Annotated in this window: 15 protein-coding genes and 1 tRNA gene; 15 read left to right on the forward strand and 1 reads right to left on the reverse strand. The window is 63.5% G+C overall.

The genetic code is table 11. From position 1 onward, the window contains the following. Window positions 1-313: 313 nt before the first annotated feature. The 12 genes from rpsB to rpmE all read left to right on the forward strand — a co-directional run bounded on the left by rpsB (window position 314) and on the right by rpmE (window position 11742). Window positions 314-1066: a 30S ribosomal protein S2 gene (gene rpsB, locus VWN43_RS04555; RefSeq protein WP_253516799.1), complete on the forward strand. Its 753-nt coding sequence runs from the start codon at window positions 314-316 to the stop codon at window positions 1064-1066. A 110-nt stretch (window positions 1067-1176) separates the two neighbouring features. Beyond that, entirely contained in the window at window positions 1177-2103 is a 927-nt protein-coding gene (gene tsf, locus VWN43_RS04560) for a translation elongation factor Ts (RefSeq protein ID WP_253516798.1), read from the forward strand. Window positions 2104-2390: 287 nt separating this feature from the next. Next, window positions 2391-3107 carry a UMP kinase gene (gene pyrH, locus VWN43_RS04565; protein WP_253516796.1) on the forward strand — a complete coding sequence of 239 codons (717 nt, stop codon included), beginning with the start codon at window positions 2391-2393 and terminating at the stop codon, window positions 3105-3107. Window positions 3108-3135: 28 nt separating this feature from the next. Continuing rightward, window positions 3136-3693, forward strand: coding sequence for a ribosome recycling factor (gene frr / locus VWN43_RS04570; protein WP_320180485.1), 558 nt, complete (start codon window positions 3136-3138; stop codon window positions 3691-3693). A gap of 25 nt (window positions 3694-3718) precedes the next feature. Next, window positions 3719-4402, forward strand: coding sequence for a polyprenyl diphosphate synthase (uppS, locus tag VWN43_RS04575; protein ID WP_320180484.1), 684 nt, complete (start codon window positions 3719-3721; stop codon window positions 4400-4402). Between the two features lie 67 nt (window positions 4403-4469). Beyond that, window positions 4470-5102, forward strand: coding sequence for a phosphatidate cytidylyltransferase (locus VWN43_RS04580; RefSeq protein WP_320180483.1), 633 nt, complete (start codon window positions 4470-4472; stop codon window positions 5100-5102). Continuing rightward, the gene (dxr, locus tag VWN43_RS04585) at window positions 5099-6250 is read left to right on the forward strand and encodes a 1-deoxy-D-xylulose-5-phosphate reductoisomerase (protein WP_320180482.1); all 1152 of its coding nucleotides are present in this window, start codon (window positions 5099-5101) and stop codon (window positions 6248-6250) included. The genes VWN43_RS04580 and dxr overlap by 4 nt, the downstream gene beginning before the upstream one ends. Window positions 6251-6252: 2 nt before the next feature. Then, window positions 6253-7395 carry an RIP metalloprotease RseP gene (gene rseP, locus VWN43_RS04590; RefSeq protein ID WP_253516785.1) on the forward strand — a complete coding sequence of 381 codons (1143 nt, stop codon included), beginning with the start codon at window positions 6253-6255 and terminating at the stop codon, window positions 7393-7395. 171 nt (window positions 7396-7566) lie between these two features. Beyond that, window positions 7567-10266, forward strand: coding sequence for an outer membrane protein assembly factor BamA (gene bamA, locus VWN43_RS04595; protein WP_320180481.1), 2700 nt, complete (start codon window positions 7567-7569; stop codon window positions 10264-10266). After that, window positions 10266-10946 (forward strand): OmpH family outer membrane protein, encoded by a 681-nt coding sequence (locus tag VWN43_RS04600; RefSeq protein WP_320180480.1) that lies wholly within the window; start codon window positions 10266-10268, stop codon window positions 10944-10946. Before bamA ends, VWN43_RS04600 begins: the two co-directional genes overlap by 1 nt. A 22-nt stretch (window positions 10947-10968) precedes the next feature. Then, the gene (gene fabZ, locus VWN43_RS04605; protein ID WP_320180479.1) at window positions 10969-11421 is read left to right on the forward strand and encodes a 3-hydroxyacyl-ACP dehydratase FabZ; all 453 of its coding nucleotides are present in this window, start codon (window positions 10969-10971) and stop codon (window positions 11419-11421) included. Between the two features lie 93 nt (window positions 11422-11514). Then, a complete protein-coding gene (gene rpmE, locus VWN43_RS04610) occupies window positions 11515-11742 on the forward strand; it encodes a 50S ribosomal protein L31 (RefSeq protein ID WP_253516775.1) in 228 nt (75 codons plus the stop codon). An 87-nt stretch (window positions 11743-11829) separates the two neighbouring features. Here the strand turns inward: rpmE and VWN43_RS04615 are convergent, their stop codons facing one another. Then, a complete protein-coding gene (locus VWN43_RS04615) occupies window positions 11830-12414 on the reverse strand; it encodes a prolyl hydroxylase family protein (RefSeq protein ID WP_330768222.1) in 585 nt (194 codons plus the stop codon). Here VWN43_RS04615 and VWN43_RS04620 point away from each other — a divergent pair. The 3 genes from VWN43_RS04620 to VWN43_RS04630 all read left to right on the forward strand — a co-directional run bounded on the left by VWN43_RS04620 (window position 12413) and on the right by VWN43_RS04630 (window position 13850). Beyond that, window positions 12413-12601 carry a hypothetical protein gene (locus tag VWN43_RS04620; RefSeq protein WP_330768224.1) on the forward strand — a complete coding sequence of 63 codons (189 nt, stop codon included), beginning with the start codon at window positions 12413-12415 and terminating at the stop codon, window positions 12599-12601. The two genes, VWN43_RS04615 and VWN43_RS04620, sit on opposite strands and share 2 nt — an antisense overlap. Window positions 12602-12658: 57 nt before the next feature. Beyond that, window positions 12659-12735: transfer RNA gene (locus VWN43_RS04625), tRNA-His, on the forward strand. A 50-nt stretch (window positions 12736-12785) separates the two neighbouring features. Beyond that, window positions 12786-13850: a Leu/Phe/Val dehydrogenase gene (locus tag VWN43_RS04630; RefSeq protein WP_320180477.1), complete on the forward strand. Its 1065-nt coding sequence runs from the start codon at window positions 12786-12788 to the stop codon at window positions 13848-13850. The last annotated feature ends 33 nt before the right edge of the window (window positions 13851-13883 follow it).

Below are 13883 nucleotides of genomic sequence, written 5' to 3' on the forward strand. Positions count from 1 at the left end.
ACAGACCGGGGAAATCTAGTGGAAAACCCGTAGCGCCCGCCGGAGGTTCCGGCGAATGAGAACAATGTTCCCTTTTTGTTCTCGACTGTCAAGCGGTTTCCCGTTCGGCCCCGCATTTTTTGCGGCAAATCGAGTCTGGATTTTCCCACTCATCGGCGCTAAGTGCGCGCGGTCCGCAGCGGATTCGGCCGATTTTCGGCTGCAGCGCAGCGGGCAAATCCACATGGAAGGCGCACAGACCGGTGCCCGCCGCGGGACATCACCGCATTCGGGTTCCAGCTTTCCAGAGGCATAACCGGAAAGGAATTTACTTATGGCGGCTCCTACCGTCACGATGCAGGAACTGATCGAGGCCGGCACGCATTTCGGCCACCAGACCCACCGTTGGAACCCGCGCATGAAGCCGTATATCTTCGGCGCGCGCAATGGCATCCACATTATCGACCTGTCGCAGACCGTGCCGCTGTTCGCGCGTGCGCTCGACTTCATCCAGCAGACGGCACGTTCGGGCGGCAAGGTGCTGTTCGTCGGTACCAAGCGCCAGGCACAGGACGCGATCCGCGAAGCCGCGCTCGCTTCGGGCCAGCACTTCGTCAACCATCGCTGGCTCGGCGGCATGCTGACCAACTGGAAGACCATCAGCGAACGCATCAAGTACCTCAAGACGCTCGACGAGCGCCTGTCGGGGGACACTGCGGGCCTGACCAAGAAGGAAGTGCTCGACCTGACCCGCAAGCGGGACAAGCTTGAAATGTCGCTCGGCGGCATTCGCAACATGGGCGGCATTCCCGACGTGATGTTCGTGATCGATGCCAACATGGAAGACCTGGCGATCAAGGAAGCCAACGTCCTCGGCATCCCGGTGGTTGCGGTGCTCGACACCAATGTCGATCCCGAAGGCATCGCCTTCCCGATCCCGGGCAATGACGACGCGGCCCGCGCTATCCGCCTGTACTGCGATGCAGTCGCCAATGCCGCGAAGAGCGGCAAGGGTGACAGCGTGCAGGATTCGGGTGCCGATGTCGGCGCGATGGAAAACCCGCCGGAAGAAACCGTCGAGGCCTGATCCCTCGATTGACCGGGCGCCATCATGCGCCCGTCACAAAGCGGAGTTACGCGCCGGGCCGCCCACCAGCTGGCCCGGTGCCCGCACACCATACCAAGAAGGAAACGACCATGGCTGCATTCACTGCTGCTGACGTAAAGGCCCTGCGCGAGAAGACCGGCGCGGGCATGATGGACGCCAAGAAGGCCCTCGAAGGCGCCAATGGCGATATCGAAGCCGCGGTCGACGCACTGCGCGCCAAGGGTCTCGCCACCGCCCAGAAGAAGTCGAGCCGCACCGCGGCCGAAGGTCTTGTCGGCGTGGCCGTCGAAGGCACCAAGGGCGTGGCCGTCGAAGTGAACTCGGAAACCGACTTCGTCGCCAAGAACGACAAGTTCCAGGACTTCGTCCGCAAGACCACGCAGGTCGCGCTGGGCGTTTCGGGTGACGACATCGACACGCTCAAGGCTGCTTCCTATCCCGATGGCGGCACCGTCTCGGACAAGCTGACCGACAATGTCGCGACCATCGGTGAGAACCAGCAGGTTCGCCGCATGAAGACCGTTTCGGTCACCAACGGCGTGATCGTGCCCTATATGCACAACGCGGTTGCCCCCGACCTCGGCAAGATCGGCGTGCTCGTCGCACTCGAGAGCGAAGGCGATACCGCCAAGCTCGAAGAACTCGGCAAGAAGCTGGCCATGCACATCGCCGCGGCATTCCCGCAGGCGCTGACCGCCGAAGGCCTCGACGCCGACGTGATCGAGCGTGAACGCGCGATCGCCAAGGAAAAGGCTGCCGAAAGCGGCAAGCCCGAAGCCGTGCAGGACAAGATGGTCGAAGGCGCGATCGGCAAGTACGCCAAGGAAAACGCGCTGCTCAGCCAGGTCTTCGTGATGGATAACAAGACCCCCATCGCGCAGGTCGTCGAGCAGGCCGGCAAGGATGCCGGCGCCAAGATCGAACTGGTGGATTATGTCCGCTTCCAGCTCGGCGAAGGCATCGAGAAGGAAGAAAGCGATTTCGCCGCGGAAGTCGCGGCAGCCGTCGCTGGCTAATTCTGTGTATCGCGCACGATAAAGGGCTGGACCGTCAGTTCTTTATCTGTGCAGTTTCCTGCGCCCGATGTTTCCGGGACGCGTGAATTCGGGAGCGGTCGTCGGACTTCGGTTCGGCGACCGCTTTCGTGTCCGGCGGGCCGTTTGCCTCGCGCTCGCGCGAGGTCTCCGAACTGGGACCCGCCGTTTTCCCCTCCCGCGCCGAACCCCGGCTTTCCCTTTGCGCGTTTCCTGCTTCATGGCTAAGGACCCGCAACTCCCTACGCTACACGGATACCTCTCCGCCCATGCCTCTTTCGACGATGAAACGTGTCCTCCTCAAGCTTTCGGGCGAGGTGCTGATGGGCGACCAGCAATTCGGGATCGATCCGGCCTTCGTGCTGGAACTCGCGCAGGAAGTGAAGCAGGCAAAGGAAACCGGCCTCGAAATCTGTCTCGTCATCGGCGGGGGCAATATCTTTCGCGGCATGGCCGGTGCAGCGCAGGGGATGGACCGCGCGCAGGCCGATTACATGGGCATGCTCGCCACGGTGATGAACGCGCTGGCGATGCAGAGCGCGCTCGAGCAGCTTGGTGTCCAGACCCGCGTGCAGAGCGCGGTGCAGATGGACCAGGTATGCGAACCGGTGATCCGTCGCCGCGCCGAACGCCATCTCGAAAAGGGCCGGATCGTGATCTTCGCCGCGGGTGTCGGCGCGCCCTATTTCACTACCGATAGCGGTGCTGCGCTGCGCGCGGCGGAAATGAATTGCGATGCACTGCTCAAGGGTACCAGCGTTGACGGGGTCTATGACAGCGACCCCAAGAAGAACGCGGACGCCAAACGTTTCGATACCGTGACTTACGGCAAGGTGTTGGCCGACGACCTCAAGGTCATGGACGCCAGCGCCGTTGCTTTGTGCCGCGACAACAAGATCCCGATTGTCGTCTTCTCGATCCGCGACAAGGGCAATCTTGCCCGTGTGCTGAGCGGCGAAGGCGTGCAGACGATCGTCAAGAACTGAACGCAAAGACAAGACAGAGGAAGCCGCCATGGCCAAGTACGACAAAGCCGATATCGAGCGCCGCATGAAGGGTGCCGTCGAGAGCCTCAAGAGCGATCTTGGCGGCCTGCGCACCGGCCGGGCGAACACCAGCCTGCTCGATCCCGTGATGGTCGAGGTCTACGGCTCGATGATGCCGCTCAACCAGGTCGCCACGGTCAGCGCGCCCGAACCCCGCATGCTCAGCGTGCAGGTGTGGGACAAGGCCAATGTCACTGCGGTCGAAAAGGGTATAGCCAAGGCCAATCTCGGGCTCAATCCGATGATCGACGGGCAGAACGTCCGCCTGCCGATGCCCGATCTGACGCAGGAACGCCGCAAGGAACTGGCCAAGCTGGCCGGCCAGTATGCCGAACAGGCCAAGATCGCCATCCGCAATGTCCGCCGAGACGGGATGGAAGCGCTCAAGGAAGACGAGAAGAAGAAGGAAATCTCGGAAGACGAGCGCAAGCGCAGCGAAGATGAAGTGCAGAAGCTGACCGACACCTATGTCGCCGAAGCAGATGCTGCCGCTGTGCAGAAGGAAAAGGAAATCCTGACGCAGTAAGGCGGACAGGACGCGGAGTGAAAGGATGACTGGGGAAGGGGCGAGCGCCCGCCATGTGGCCATCATCATGGATGGCAACGGCCGCTGGGCGAAGCGCAAGCATCTGCCCCGCGCGATGGGGCATCGCAAGGGCGTGGAAGCGGTGCGCGAACTGGTGCGCGGTCTCCAGGGCACCGAGATCGAGTGCCTGACGCTCTATGCCTTCAGCAGCGAAAACTGGAAGCGGCCCGAGGAAGAGGTCGACGATCTGATGAACTTGATGCGCAAGTTCATCAAATCGGACCTGCCGGAATTCGTGGCCAACGACGTCAGGCTGCATATTCTCGGTGACTGGCGCGGACTTGCGCCCGATATCGTCGAAATGCTCGAGGATGCGCTGGAGCAGACCGCGAAGGGCTCGCGCACGCTCGCGGTCGCGCTGAATTACGGTTCGCATGCCGAAATCGTCCAGGCGGCGCGGCAAGCGGCGGCCGAGGGCGAGATCACCGAAGAAGGCATCGCCCGGCATCTCTACAGCGCGGATTTGCCGCCGCTCGACCTGCTGATCCGCACCAGCGGCGAAGTGCGGCTGTCGAATTTCCTCTTGTGGCAGGCGGCCTACGCGGAGATGCTGTTCCTCGACGTCCTCTGGCCGGACTTTACGCCCGATCACCTGAAACAGGCGCTGGCCGAGTTCGCGGAGAGGGAGAGGCGCTTTGGCGGACGCTGAGACATCTACGGCATCGCCCGTACGCAAGAATGCAGATCTGCCCGTACGGGTCGTCTCCGCCGTGGTGATGATTGCGCTCGCAGTCGGCGCATTGGTCGCCGGTGCCCCGTGGCTGGGCTGGTTCATCCTCGCCGTCACGCTTGCGACCATGGTCGAATTCGTCCTGCTGATGGTGAAAGCCACCCCGTCCGTGGCCTTCCGCCTCGCCGGTATCCTTGGCGGCGCGATCTATATCGGGCTTGCGGGCTATATGCTGGCGCGGTTCCCGCTGCCGCTGGTGGTCGGCGTGATCGGCGCCGTCGTGTTCGTCGACAGCTTTGCCTATTTCTTCGGCCGCACGCTGGGTGGCCCCAAGATCGCGCCTTCGATCAGCCCATCGAAGACCTGGGCGGGCCTGCTTGGCGGGATCGTCGGTGCGACGATCTGGATCGCGGTCTGGAGCTATTTCGTCGCCCCCGCCATGCGCGGCGATGCGGCTGCTGCCATCGATGTTACCCGGTTCGGCCAGATGCTCGGCCTTGGCGCGCTCACTGCCGTGGCAGCACAGGCCGGCGATTTCTTCGAAAGCTGGCTCAAGCGCAAGGCGGGGGTGAAGGATTCGTCCAAGCTCATCCCGGGTCATGGCGGCGTGTTCGACCGGACCGACGGGATGATCCCCGTCGTGCTGCTCGCTGGCGTCCTTCTGGGTGCCGCGCAATGACCCGTTCGATCTCCATCCTCGGCGCGACGGGTTCGGTGGGCGAGCAGACGCTCGACCTCCTCCGCCGCAATCCAGGGGACTGGAACGTCGTCGCGTTAACCGCCAATTCCAACGTCGCGGGGCTGGCTGCGGCAGCGCGTGAATTCGGGGCCGAACTTGCCGTCGTCGCCGACGAGAAGTGCCTCGATGACCTGCGCGACGCGCTTTCGGGCAGCGGGATCGAAGCCGCGGCCGGGCGTAGTGCGCTCTGCGAAGCGGCTGCGCGTCCTGCCGCGATCACCGTGGCGGCAATCGTCGGCTGCGCCGGGCTGGGCCCGGTGATGGCGGCGATCGAGCAGGGCGGCACGATTGCGCTGGCCAACAAGGAAGCGCTGGTGTCCGCAGGCGAGGTGATGACCGCCGCCGTCGCCCGGCACGGGGCCACGCTGCTACCCGTCGACAGCGAGCACAACGCCATCTTCCAGTGCCTGCAGGGCGGCAAGATCGCGGACGTCCGCTCGATCACACTGACTGCCAGCGGCGGTCCGCTGCGCATGGTCGAGGATTTGTCCGCAGTGACGCCCGAACAGGCCATCGCGCATCCCAACTGGGATATGGGGGCCAAGATCAGCGTCGATAGCGCGACCATGTTCAACAAGGGTCTCGAACTGATCGAGGCGCATCACCTGTTTCCCGTCGGGCTCGACCGCATCCGCATCGTCGTCCATCCGCAAAGCGTGATCCATTCGATGGTCGAATATCGCGATGGTTCGACACTGGCGCAGCTGGGGCCGTCGGACATGCGCGTACCGATCGCCTCGTGCCTTGCCTGGCCGGCGCGGATGGATACGCCCATGGCTCCGCTCGACCTGCCGGCAATTGGCGAGATGACCTTCTTCGCCCCCGATGAAGACCGTTTTCCGGCGACACGACTGGCACGCCTGGCCGCCGAAGCGGGCGGGGCGGCCCCGGCGGTGCTCAATGCCGCGAACGAAATCGCGGTGGCCGCTTTCCTGAAGCGTCAGATTGCGTTCAGCCGCATCGCGGTATTGGTCGAGAGCGTTCTCGATCAGGGTGATCTGCCCCAAGCGCCGCGGACCCTCGAAGAGGTCCTGCGCGTAGACGAAGACGCCCGCACCCGTGCCACCCGCATTCTGGAGCCTGCCTGACCTTGGAACTGAACCTGCCTTTGTGGCTCTATTACGTCATCGGTTTCCCGCTGCTGCTGGGGCCATTGGTGACGATCCATGAGCTGGGCCACTATCTGGTCGGCCGCTGGTTCGGCGTCCATGCAGAAGCGTTCTCGGTCGGATTTGGCAAGGAACTCTGGGGCTTCACGGACAAACGTGGCACGCGATGGAAGCTCAGCGCGCTGCCGCTGGGCGGCTATGTCCAGTTCAAGGGCGATATGAACCCGGCGAGCATTCCCGATGCCGACGCCGCGGCACAAGCGAGCGCGGAAGAGCGCGCGGGAAGCTTCCATCATGCCTCGCTATGGAAGCGCGCCCTGATCGTTTTCGCCGGGCCGGCAACCAATATCCTGCTGACGCTGGCGATCTTCGCGGGTTTCTTCGCCTTTTACGGCAAGCCGGTTCCGGGCAATCCCGAAGAACAGCTGACCGTTGCCGAATTCGCCGAAATCTCGCCCGCACGTGCGGCGGGGATCGCGATCGGCGACCGCATCGTCGCGGTCGAAAGCGAGCGGATCGAGGACTTCCGCGATCTGCAGGATTCGATCATGCTCTATCCCGGGCGTACGCTCGATATCACGGTCGAACGGGACGGCGCCGAGCAGAGCTTTGCCGTGCCCGTCCGCAGCGTCGAGATGGAAGACCGGTTCGGCAATGTATCCAAGATCGGGCTGATCGGCATCGCACCGGCGGCCGCGGGCTTCGAGTTCGAACCGCAGGGCGTGGTTGCCTCGCTTGGCCTGGCGGTCGATCACTCGATCGGGATCGTCGACATGATGGTGACCGGCATCGGCCAGATATTCACCGGCGAGCGGTCGGTCCAGGAACTGGGCGGGCCGGTCAAGATCGCGAAATTCTCGGGCGAACAGCTCAGCCTCGGCGCGATGGCCTTTATCAATTTCGCGGCGCTGATTTCGCTTAACTTGGCATTCATCAACCTCCTGCCAATTCCGGCGCTCGACGGCGGGCACTTGGCTTTCTACGCGGCAGAAGCGGTCCGCCGGAAGCCGGTCGGCCCCCGTGGAACCGAAGTGGCGTACCGCGCCGGTGTGGCCCTTGTGCTCATGCTGATGGTGTTCGTCACAATCAACGATCTGGTGACGCTTCCCGTTTTCGGGAATTAGCCGGGGAAAGGGAGCGGGTAACCGGCAATAGACCGCAGCAAAGCTTGATCGCCACGGACGCATGGGGCAGGGGACGGCAAGGCCGCCCCGCACAACGCGGCCCGATGCCGGATCGGGGCTGCACCAGCCGGGTCTGCTGTAAGTGTAACGAGGACGGGAATCTCCTTGTCGATGACTAATTTTGCTTCTGCCGCCACGCGACGCAACCCTGCCGCGCGGCTGGCTATCGGCCTGCTGGCCAGCACCATGCTTGCAGGTGTGCCCACCGCGGTTCTTGCTCAGGAAGAGGCTGCCTCAGTCCCGGCAGTCGCCCCGGCGGTCCAGCAGGATGTCGTGCGCACGATCGCTGTCAGCGGTGCCCAGCGCCTCGAGGCGCAGACGATCCTGTCCTACATCAAGCTGCGCCCCGGCGACACGTGGACGCAGGCCGCGGGCGATGAGGTCCTCAAGGACCTCTACGCGACCGAGCTGTTCTCCAGCGCCAATGTGGTCAACAACAATGGCGATGTGGTCATCACCATTGTCGAGAACCCGGTCATCAACCGCATCATCCTCGAAGGCAATCGCCGGCTGAAGAACGACAAGGTGCTGCCCGAAATCCGGCTGTCGCCGCGGCAGATCTTTACCCGTTCGAAGGTCCGCGCCGACGTCTCCCGCATCATCGAGCTGTACAAGCGCCAGGGCCGCTTCGCCGCCACGGTCGAGCCGAAGATGGTCGAACTGTCGCAGAACCGCGTCGATATCGTGTTCGAGATCAGCGAAGGACCCAAGTCCAAGGTTCGCCAGATCAACATCATCGGCAACGATGCTTTCTCCGACGGGAAGCTGCGCGGCGAGATGCTGACCAAGCAGGCCCGCCTGACCAGTTTCCTCAGTTCCAACACCAGCTACGATCCCGATCGTCTGGCCTTTGACCAGCAGAAGCTGCGCCAGTATTACCTGACCGAAGGCTATGCCGATTTCCGCGTGGTTTCGGCGGTCGCCGAACTGACCCCCGACAAGCGCGACTTCATCATCACCTATGTCGTCGAGGAAGGCGAGCGGTACAAATTCGGCACGGTCGATGTTGAATCGCAGATCCGCGATTTCGACAATGAGGCGATGACCGCGCGTCTGCCGATGCAGGGCGGCGACTGGTACGATGCCAAGCTGGTCGAAGACACGGTCGAGCAGCTCAGCGAGCTGGCCGGGACCTTCGGTTACGCCTTTGCCGACGTCCAGCCGCAGTTCAGCCGCAACCAGGACACGCTGACGATGGACGTGACCTTCGCCTTGCGCGAAGCGCCCCGCGTCTATGTCGAACGGATCGACGTCAACGGCAACACGTTGACGCAGGACAAGGTCGTGCGCCGCGAATTCCGTCTGGCCGAAGGTGATGCCTTCAATTCGCTGTCGGTCGCGCGTTCGACCGCACGCATCAATTCGCTGGGCTATTTCCAGGAAAACTTCGAAATCAACCAGGTCGAGGGCAGCGCCCCCGACCGGATCGTGCTCGAAGCCAATGTCGAAGAACAGGCGACCGGCGAGCTGCAGCTATCGGCTGGTTTCTCCAGCCTCGAGAGCTTCATTCTTGCTGGTTCGATCCGTCAGCGCAACTTCCGCGGCCGCGGGCAGACGGTCGGCCTCAGCCTGAACTATTCGCGCTATTCGAAATCGGCGCAGGTGAGCTTTTCCGAACCCTATGTGTTCGACCGCAATATCTCGGCGGGCGTCGATATCTATCGCCGCGACACCAACAGCTTCAACTTCCGCAATAACGAGCGCAACACCACCTTTGCGCAGTCGACCACCGGCGCCCAGCTGCGTGCGGGCGTTCCGTTGACCGAGTACACCTCGGCGGTTGCCAGCTATACGTTCAATTACGACGACGTGACGCTCGATGAAGGACTGTATTTCTCTGATCGCGATGGCGACGGGGTTGCGACCTGCGATCCGATCCTTGCCAGTCGTTATCTGTGCGAGGCAATCGGGCAGCGGACCAGCTCGATCGTCGGGCTCACGCTCAACTACAACACGCTCAACAGTCGCCTGCGTCCCACAAGCGGCGAGACGATCAGCTGGACGACCGAATTGGCCGGGCTCGGCGGCGATGTGAAATATGTCCGTTCGCGCGCCCGCGCCGGTAAGTACTGGCCCGTCGGCGGCGGCTTCATCTTCTCGGTGACCGGCGAGGGCGGCTGGATTCGCAGCCTCGAGGACAATAACGTAGCCGGGCAGGACGACGTTCGCCTGACCGATCGTTTCTTCCTCGGCGAGCCGCAAATGCGCGGGTTCGACATCCGCGGTGTTGGACCGCGCATCGTGCGCCTGCAGTATTTGGACGACGATGGCGATGCCGCCACGCCGCGGGTCTCGCAGACGATCGAGGAAGCGCTCGCCAGCGATAGCCGCGTGGACGATGCCTTGGGCGGCAAGGCCTATTACCTCGGCCGCGCCGAACTCGAGATTCCGCTCGGCAGCGGAGCGCGTGAGATGGGCCTGCGTCCGTCGATCTTCCTGGACGTAGGGTCGTTGTTCAGCGTTACCCGCCCGGTCCTGCAGGATTACCCCGATGGCTTGCAAGCCACTGACGGGGACGGCAATCTGCTTTATCTGCAGCCCGGCGTAGACGATGAAGGCAACGACATCCTCCAGGCAGTAACCAATCGCTTCGCACCCGATGGGACCGAGAACGAACGCAACGTCATCGGCGGGACCTTCTTTAAGGAAGTCTTCGTCGGCGACAGCCCCGCACCGCGTATTTCGGTGGGCATTGGCGTGAACTGGAACTCGCCCTTCGGTCCGTTCCGGATCGATGTATCTCACGTGCTCAAGAAGCAGGTCGGAGACGACACCAAGACCTTCTCCTTCAACGTAGGAACGCAATTCTGATGAAACTTTTTGCCAAGACCATTGCTGCCGCCGCGCTTGCGGGCACTGCAGCCATCGCAACTCCCGCCGCCGCGCAGGTTTCGGGCATCGCTACCAGCAGCCCCGAAGCCGTGATCGTGCGCAGCCAGGCGCGCATCAATGCCTATCAGCAGATCGACCAGCAGTATTCGGCGCAGATCGCGCAGATCCGCACGCTGCGTCAGGAAATGCAGACGCTGCAGCAGAGCCTCGATACCGACAACAATGGCCAGCTGAGCCAGGCCGAAGCGCAGGCCAACCCTACGGTCGTGCAGCAGCTCCAGCAGAAAGAGCAGCAGCTTGGCCAGGCTTCGCAGCCGATCGTGCTCGCGCAGACCTATGCTATCGAGCAGCTGATCAACGATTACCAGAATGTCCAGCAGCAGGTCATCCAGCAGAAGAACATCCAGCTGCTGCTGAACCCGGACGCGATCCAGTGGGCACCCGAAGCGGTCAATGTGACCAACGACCTCGTCGCCGCGCTCAACCAGCGCATGCCGAGCGTCCAGATCACGCCGCCGGCCGACTGGCGTCCCCGTCAGGAATCGCTGTCCGCGCAGCAGACCGTGTCGCAGGTCCTCCTCGGTGTCGCGCAGCAGCAGGCAGCCCAGCAGGCCGCGCAGCAGCAGCAGCAGCAGCCCGCGCAGCCGACCGGCCGCTAGGCACGACAAGAGGGGCAGGGTGATGAGCGAGACCGGTTTCGACATCGTCGGGGTGCTTAAGCGCCTGCCGCATCGCTATCCCCTGCTGCTCGTCGACCGGGTGCAGGAACTGGTCGCCGACGAGCGTATCCACGCGGTCAAGGCGGTCAGCTTCAACGAGGATTTCTTCCAGGGCCATTTCCCCGGCGCGCCGATCATGCCCGGCGTTCTCCAGATCGAGGCGCTGGCGCAGGCCGCGGGCGTGCTCGCGGTGGAGAGCCTCGGTCTCGCGGATTCGGGCAAGCTGGTCTATTTCATGGCGATCGAGAACGCCAAGTTCCGCGCGCCCGTGACGCCGGGCGTGCTGCTCGATCTCAAGGCCGAATTCGTGCAGAAGCGCGCCAAGGTCTGCAAGTTCGCCGGCAAGGCGAGCGTGGATGGCAAGGTGACCTGCGAAGTGCAGTTCACCGCGATGATTGCCGACGCACCCGAATAGGGTTGTCAATTCGGGCGCTCGCCGCTATGCGCGCGCCTTTCCCATAACAGCTGGACCGGTCGGAACCGTTCCGATGCTAGAAGGACGTTTATCATGAAGGCCGCAGGTCACCCCGATTACCACATGATCACGGTCAAGATGACCGATGGTACCGAATTCCAGACGCGCTCCACCTGGGGCAACGAGGGCGAAACGCTGACGCTCGACATCGATCCGACCAGCCATCCGGCATGGACCGGTGGCACCAAGCAGATCCAGGAAGGCGGCCGCGTCGCAGCCTTCAACAAGCGCTTCGGCGGCCTGTCGCTCAAGAAGGGCTGAGCGCAACCAGTCCAAGAGTTTACGCAAGGGCGGTCCCGCGGGGCCGCCCTTTCTCGTTGGACGAACGCCGCGCGCCGGATAGCCGCGTCACCAGCCCCAGGGCTTCTCGCGGTACCATTTGGTGATCACATATTTGATCCCCTTGCGCACCTTCATCCCGTGATGGAGCGTATTGGGGTTTTCGCGCAGGTCGGGGCGCCGGTTGTTCCAGCAGACCAGCTTGCCCGCCTCGGGCTGGAAGGTCTTACCGACCGCCTTGAAGCGGGTCGCCCCGCCGCCTTCGACCTCGTTCAGATAGATCATGAAGGTCCAGGTCCGCTGGCCCGCGACCGAGCAATAGGTCGCCCAGTCGGCCCCGCCGCGATTGAAATAGTCGCAATGCGGTTTGAATTCCTGCCCCACGTCATAGCGCTGGCCCTGCAGCGGTTCGCCATGCGCGGGGTCGATCCCGTTGAGGTCGTACAGCAAGTCTTCGAGTGCCTGGACGGCAGGTTCAGTCGTATCGAGGTCGCAGGTTTCGCTGGTGCGAAAATAGCGGTCGTCGCCCGCATCGGCGAGCGTCGAGGGCCGCCGGTCCTGCTCGATCAGGCGGATCAATCCGGCACGCAGGGCGAGGGGGACGAAGTCGCGCAGCTGGAACAGCTCGATCTTGTCGCTCGGCACGCGTTGCATGCCCTCGCGCGCCAGCAGCATCTCGCTCGAAGATCTCGCCCGGTCCCGTCATCACTTTTACGATAGCGCGCGCGCAACGCGCTTCAACCGCGAAAGAAAATTGCGCACAGCTGCGGCGGTTGCGATTTTCGCTTCCCTATTCGGCTTCATTGTGCAACAGGCACGCGCCGTTGCGCAGGCGGCTTGACGCTGTCCCGCTCATGCGTAACAGCCCCCCTTTCCCGGGCGGTTCCGGGGGCATGTGGCGATCGTAGCTCAGTTGGTTAGAGCGCCGGTTTGTGGTACCGGAGGTCGCGGGTTCGAACCCCGTCGATCGCCCCATATTCTCCCCCATCATGGCCGTCCATCAGAGCATTTTGGGGACTCGCTGCATGACGGCATTCTGGACCGAAGCGGATTTCGACGACCATGAACTGGTCGAGGTGGTCCGCGATGCGAAAAGCGGCCTGACCGCCATCATCGCGCTCCATTCGACCCATCTCGGTCCCGGTGCCGGCGGCACCCGCTTCTGGCATTATGCCGAACCCGCCGATGCCATGCGCGATGCGCTTCGCCTGTCGCGCGGGATGAGCTACAAGAACGCCATGGCGGGCCTGCCGATGGGCGGGGGCAAGGCCGTGATCCTGGCCAAGAAGGACACCGCCAAGACGCCCGAAATGCTGGCGGCCTTCGCCGATGCGGTGGAGCGGCTCAACGGCCAGTACGTCACCGCCGAAGACGTCGGCATTTCCGAAGCCGACATGGCCGCGGTCGCGCAGCGCACGCAATATGTCTCGGGCCTCCCGGTCGAGGGCGAGGACGCCGCAGGCGGCGATCCGGGCCCGTTCACCGCGCTCGGCATCTTCCTCGGTATCAAGGCCGCGGTGCGGTACAAGCTCGGCAAGGACAGCATCGAAGGCGTGCATGTTGCGCTGCAGGGCACGGGCAGTGTCGGCGGCGGCGTTGCCCGCTTGCTGGCGCGCGATGGGGCCAGGCTGACGCTTTCCGACATCGACGCGGGCCGCGCAGAAGCGCTTGCCGCCGAACTCGGTGCGGAGACCGCTGCGGCCGATGCAATCATGTCGGTTTCCTGCGATGTCTTCAGCCCCAATGCGCTGGGCGCGATCCTCGACGACGAGGGTATTGCGCGGCTCGATTGCCAGATCGTGGCGGGCGGTGCGAACAACCAGATCAAGCGTCCGGAACATGGCCCGATGCTGGCCGAACGCGGCATTCTCTATGCCCCCGATTATGTGATCAATGCCGGCGGAATCATCTCGGTAACGCTCGAATATCTCTGTCGCCGGGACAAGGCGCCGTGCGATATCAACGAGGTCCGCAAGCGCATCGCGCTGATCCCCGGGCGGCTCGAACAGATCTGGCAGGAAAGCGACCGGAGCGGGGTCTCGCCCGACCAGGTTGCCGATCGCATGGCACAGGAACTGATCGGCCGCTGAACTGCGCCCTTGCGAGGCCGGTGGCGCGCTGCC

Origin of the sequence: Qipengyuania sp. HL-TH1, from assembly GCF_036365825.1 — a bacterium.
Taxonomy (GTDB): domain Bacteria; phylum Pseudomonadota; class Alphaproteobacteria; order Sphingomonadales; family Sphingomonadaceae; genus Qipengyuania; species Qipengyuania profunda.